This is a genomic window from Poseidonibacter antarcticus, from assembly GCF_003667345.1.
Classification (GTDB): domain Bacteria; phylum Campylobacterota; class Campylobacteria; order Campylobacterales; family Arcobacteraceae; genus Poseidonibacter; species Poseidonibacter antarcticus.
This window is the reverse complement of sequence record NZ_RCWF01000026.1, coordinates 1-5,266: the sequence shown is the minus strand read 5'-3', so window position 1 is coordinate 5,266 and position 5,266 is coordinate 1. Positions and strand designations below refer to the sequence as shown.

Sequence of the window (5,266 nt, the reverse complement as noted above, 5' to 3'; positions counted from 1 at the left end):
GGATATTCTCTTTCTATATTTAAATTATCATCAAGTATTCCATGAAATGTGATAGCAATAGTTCCATAATTATATTCATTTGCTAAATCTAAAAGTTCTACATAATTATCTTTTAATAAAGGTTTACCACTTGTCCAGGCTTCTCCTTTTTCCATAGTTTTAGTATCTTTATTTTCCCCTTCTTTAAAACTTCTATTTCGTGAGCTTCCAAAAAGTTTTAGAAAGTCTCCGCTATATGAAAAACTATCAGTGTATCTAGGATAAACATTAAATTTTTGTTTCTTTAAAGCTTTATATATCTCCATCCCAGAATCTTCTTTAAAAGTTTTATTTTTTACAATATCATAATTTACAAACCAACAGTGTTGACAATTTTGTCCACATGTATCACTTCCTATTTTTGTATCTAGGTCAAGATATAAATCAATTTCCTGAGGGTTTATTTTGGTAAAATTTGTATTTAATGGTAAATCCCCATGATAATCATATGCCAGAGGTTGATTCTTTACTAAATTAATTTTTTTTGTCATTTTCATCCTTCGTATAATACATTAACCAACCAATTATTATAAAATGGTTGAGTTCATTAAAGACTCATGGTTTTCACAAAAGCTAACTATAAACAAGTTTTTTCCTTTTTGGACTATTTGTACCAACATATTAAACGTCTTGTGTTAGCTTTATTAAATCATCTATAGGATGCTTGGGAGAAATTAATAATTTCTACTCCGTATAACACGAAGCTATGAGATTCTAAAACTATACACAAAGGGTTTATTATGTTTTATGTAGGAATAGATGTTGCCAAAGAAAAACATTATGTTTGTATCTTAGATGATACTAAAGAAATAGCTATAAAACCATTTTGGATTTATTCGGATATTTTAGGGCTTAGAGATTTGAATACTAAGCTTTCTGAACTATCTCTAAACAATAATGATTTTATAATTGGAGTCGAATCAACTGGAACATTTAGTGAAGAACTTTATGAATACCTAAGTGATGCAGATTATAAAGTTATACTTCTTAACTCTTATCAAACAGCTAAGTTTAGAGACTTTAGCACAGGAAGAAAGATAAAAAATGACTCTATTGATGCTTATGTAATTGCTGAGTTATTATCAACTGGTAAATATAAAGAGAGCTTTATATCTAACAATGATTATCAATCACTAAAAGTTCTTGGAAGATTAAAGCCTTCTCTTATGGATAAGATTAAAACTATCAAAAGAGAAATATCAACTGTGGTAGCAACAGTAAATCCAGAAATAACAAAAGTATTTCCAAATATATTTACTAAAACTGCTATAGTAATCATTAAAGCTTATCCAACAGCTGTGGATATTTCTAAAGCTACGCCACAAAAGTTGACTAAGATATTTAGACATATCAAAGGTAACAACTTTAACGATGAAAAGGCTAAGTTATTAATAGAACTTTCCAAATCTTCCATCTACGGTGGTCGTGCTTGCGAAGCAAGAGCTTTAATGATTAGAACTAATGTTAAGATATTAGAGCTTATTTGTCAAGAGAAAGATGAAATTGAAGCCCAAATAAATAGTTTACTCTATAATAAAATAGAAGAAATTGATTCTTCAATTGAAAATATCAAAACCATTCCAGGGGTTTCAGACAAAACAATATCTGCTGTTCTTGGAGAGTGTGGAGATATTAAAAGATTCCCATCTGTAAAATCTTTTATAGGCTACTTAGGACTTTATCCTACTCAATATCAGTCTGGTAACTCTATGAGAGTTGGAAGACTTGCAAAAAGAGGAATACCAATAGCCAAACACGCACTTTATATGGCAGCAGTTGCATCTGTAATACATAACGAACAACTCAGAAAGATATTTAGAGATAAAGTATCAACTGGTAAATCCAAAAAAGAAGCTTTAATTATCATTTCTAAAAAACTAGCAGCAATTATTTATTCTGTTTTTAAATATAATAAGCCTTATCAGCCAAATAGAGTCTTTATTCCATACAAGAAATAATACAAACTTTTTTAGTTTTAGCACTTGTGAAAACAATGGGTTTTTAATGAACACTGACCTTATAATGCATTTATTTTTTATTTGATCATTTGAATATTTTAAAAAATACTCAAATAATGAAACAATAAAGTAATGCCTAAAAGAATAACTATTCGTTTAAGCTATTCTTTATAGGATGGTTTATTTTGTTAAATTCATTATTTATTTGCTCAAGAGCTCTTTTTAATTTTTTTCTTGGCAATGCAATATTCATCCTAAAAAAACCTTCGCCCATATTACAAAAATCATTTCCATTTAATAATCTCACTTTTGCATTTTCTAATAATCTTTTCTCTATTTCATCATTGGATAAATTAAATTCTCTAAAATCCAACCAAATTAAATAAGTTGCATCAGGAATATTAAATTTAATTTTTGATTTTTTATGTAGAAAAAAGTTATTACTGATTAAAATATTATCGTTTAAATATTTTTTCAACTCATTTAACCAATTAATTTGTTTATATGCATTAATTAAGTTAAATTCATTTAACACGTTGACCTTATTATATAGATTAATAGTTAGTTGTTTTTCTATTTTAGACAAATATTCTTTATTTGTTCCTACGATATAGGATAATGTTAATCCCACTAAATTAAAGCTCTTACTGGGAGAATTAAAAGTCAATGTTATATTTGATATATCATCAGAAATACTTGCAATTGGTATATGTTTTAATCTTTGAAATGTTAAATCAGCATGTATTTCATCTGATAAAATAATTAAATTATTTTTTAAGCAAAAGTTACCTAATTCTTTCAATTCCTCGTAAGTCCAAACTTTTCCTATTGGATTATGAGGTGAGGAGAATAACAGTACTTTTGTTTTTTTTGTTAATAAACTTTCTAAGATTGAGAAGTCAATTGAATAATTTCTCTCATATTCCTTTAATGGACATTCAATTACATTTCGATTATTTCTTGTAATTAAATAAAAAAAGGCATGATATTCTGGGGTAAGTAATAATATATCATCATTAATATCTGTCAAACTTTGAATTGCTGATGTTATTGAAGATAGTACAGATTGTGAATACAAAATATTTTCTTTTTTTATATTCCAGTTATACTCTACTTTTATCCACTTTATTATACTATTATAAAAATCTAGACTAATATAAGAATAACCATATATAGATTTTGTCAATTTTAGTACTAAATCATTTCTTAAGTGTTCTGAACTTAAAAAGTCCATATCTGCAACACACATAGGTATTATTTCTTCTGCATTTTTATATTTAGTTGCATTTGTATTCCAACGAATCACTTCTTTATCAAAATTCATATTAATCCCTATAAAATAATATGTAAATTATAATTATTTTTTGTCACATAAATGTCACAATTTTATATTTACTTTTTGTGACAGTTTTTGAAACAAGAGTCCAATATAATAAATTTAGAAGGATATAAATGAATAAAATTAAAATAATGATAATTGAAGATGAAATTTTAATTGCATTAGATATTAAATATTGTTTAGAAAAATTAAGTCTATATCATACAAAGGAAATTAAGTGAATATTGAAATATTAACACAACAAGAACTAAAAATCTTTAATGTTGCGAAATTGTTAAATTACAAAGAAAAAGAGTATTGTTTTGAAATAAAAGATGATTTATTACAAAAACTGAAAGAAAATTATAAAATAGAAAATATTGCGATATTTATTCATCTTTTTGGGTATTTCAAACTTACACATAAATTCTTTAATATAAATGATGATAGTTTAAAATATATATCAAAACGATATGACTTAGTAACCTCTTCAAAAAAGATACCAGAAAGGACTATAAGAACATACAAACGACTTATTAGAGAATATTTCAAAATTAATAGTTATACCGATGATATAAAATTGACCATTCAGAAAGAGGCAAATAATCTCGCTAATAACTTCATCCACAGAAAGAAAATATTTTATATCCTTGTAAATATTTCAACGAAACTAAATATTGAAGTTCCAAGCTATACAGAACTAACTAAAATTATCAATATAGCAATTAATACTCAGAAAAAAGATATTTTAAAAAGATTAGAACCTTTGGTAAAGGATGAAAAATTGAAATTGTTAGATGAATTTCTTGAAAAGGAAAAAGAGTCTAAAAATCGATATAAAGTTGCCTACTTTAGAAAGCTTGAGCACTCCACAGCAAAGAATCAAATGACGCTTAGTTTGGGAAAATTAAATAATATAAAATCTAAATTCAATATGTTAAAAAAGATTATTGACACGATAGGAATAACAGCTAACATAGCACAGTATTATGCTAAATGGGTAGAAAAAGGGCAAACTTCACAACTTAATCAAACAAATATACTCAATCAAAAGTTTACTCTTTTATCATTTGTATATTATCAATATCTCATACGAAATGACAATCTTATTGATAGATTTATTGCTACTGTTCAAAGCTCCAAAAACTCTTCATTTAGAGCTCAAAAGGATTTTGTTTTTGAACTTGAACCGAGGAAAAATCAAATATTAAAATCTCTTGAGAAGGCTACTGTATCAACAATACAGGACATAAAATTGTTCATCAAAGATGAACAATTATCAGCAAATGAAAAAATTACACAAATTGAAAATCTTATAGAAAAGAATGAGCCTATAATCAATAATATACTTTCTGAAAAGAAAGTATTTGATACCATTATTGAAAATAAATACGAATTTATAGAGAAAAAATCTATATCACTTCAGGGTAAACTTTCGGGAATAATCAAAGCAATTGAGTTTGATGATACAACTTCAAAACAGAACATAATTTCTGCGATAAAATATTTTAGAGAAACTTCTAATATTACACATAATGCACCCAAAGAGTTTCTTAGTGATGAAGAAAAAAAAGCAGTTTATGACAGTGGTAAATTTAGGATTTTTCTTTATAAAGCATTACTCTTTTTTCATATAAGTGATGCTATTAAAAATGGTACACTAAATTTAAAATACTCATTAAAATATCGGAATTTTGAAGATTATCTTATTGATAAAGATGAATGGAATAAGAATAAATACAAGCTTCTAAAAGCTCATGAATTAGATGATTTGAAAGATTATGAGGAATTTATAAAACCAGTTAAAGAGAAGCTCGAACAGAGTTTCAAGCAAACAAATGAAAATATAAAAAAAGGTTTTGATACTTATTTTAGAGTAAGTTTAAACAATTTGGTCAAATTGGACATGAACATTAATATAAACTTAAATTATTTTTAAATCTGTATCTGT

General features: G+C 25.9%; 4 protein-coding genes. 2 read left to right on the top strand and 2 right to left on the bottom strand.

What is annotated here, in order from left to right:
* A partial coding sequence (locus D9T19_RS14205; RefSeq protein ID WP_205588733.1) for a hypothetical protein occupies nt 1-530 on the bottom strand: 530 nt, incomplete at its 3' end.
* Nucleotides 531-779: 249 nt separating this feature from the next.
* Between D9T19_RS14205 and D9T19_RS14200 the strand changes: the two genes are divergently transcribed.
* The gene (locus tag D9T19_RS14200) at nt 780-1,997 is read left to right on the top strand and encodes an IS110 family RNA-guided transposase (protein WP_121628908.1); all 1,218 of its coding nucleotides are present in this window, start codon (nt 780-782) and stop codon (nt 1,995-1,997) included.
* 148 nt (nt 1,998-2,145) lie between these two features.
* On the opposite strand, the gene D9T19_RS14195 is transcribed toward D9T19_RS14200, so the two are convergent.
* Nucleotides 2,146-3,321, bottom strand: a complete 1,176-nt coding sequence (locus tag D9T19_RS14195) for a MalY/PatB family protein (RefSeq protein WP_121628907.1) — start codon at nt 3,319-3,321, stop codon at nt 2,146-2,148.
* A gap of 232 nt (nt 3,322-3,553) precedes the next feature.
* Between D9T19_RS14195 and D9T19_RS14190 the strand changes: the two genes are divergently transcribed.
* On the top strand, nt 3,554-5,254 hold the full coding sequence (locus tag D9T19_RS14190; RefSeq protein WP_121628906.1) for a DUF4158 domain-containing protein: 1,701 nt from the start codon (nt 3,554-3,556) through the stop codon (nt 5,252-5,254).
* Nucleotides 5,255-5,266: the final 12 nt, after the last annotated feature.

Coding starts and splice junctions, on each gene's coding strand:
- D9T19_RS14200 (WP_121628908.1), top strand. CDS start 780: ATGTTTTATGTAGGAATAGATGTTGCCAAAGAAAAACATTATGTTTGT.
- D9T19_RS14195 (WP_121628907.1), bottom strand. CDS start 3,321: ATGAATTTTGATAAAGAAGTGATTCGTTGGAATACAAATGCAACTAAA.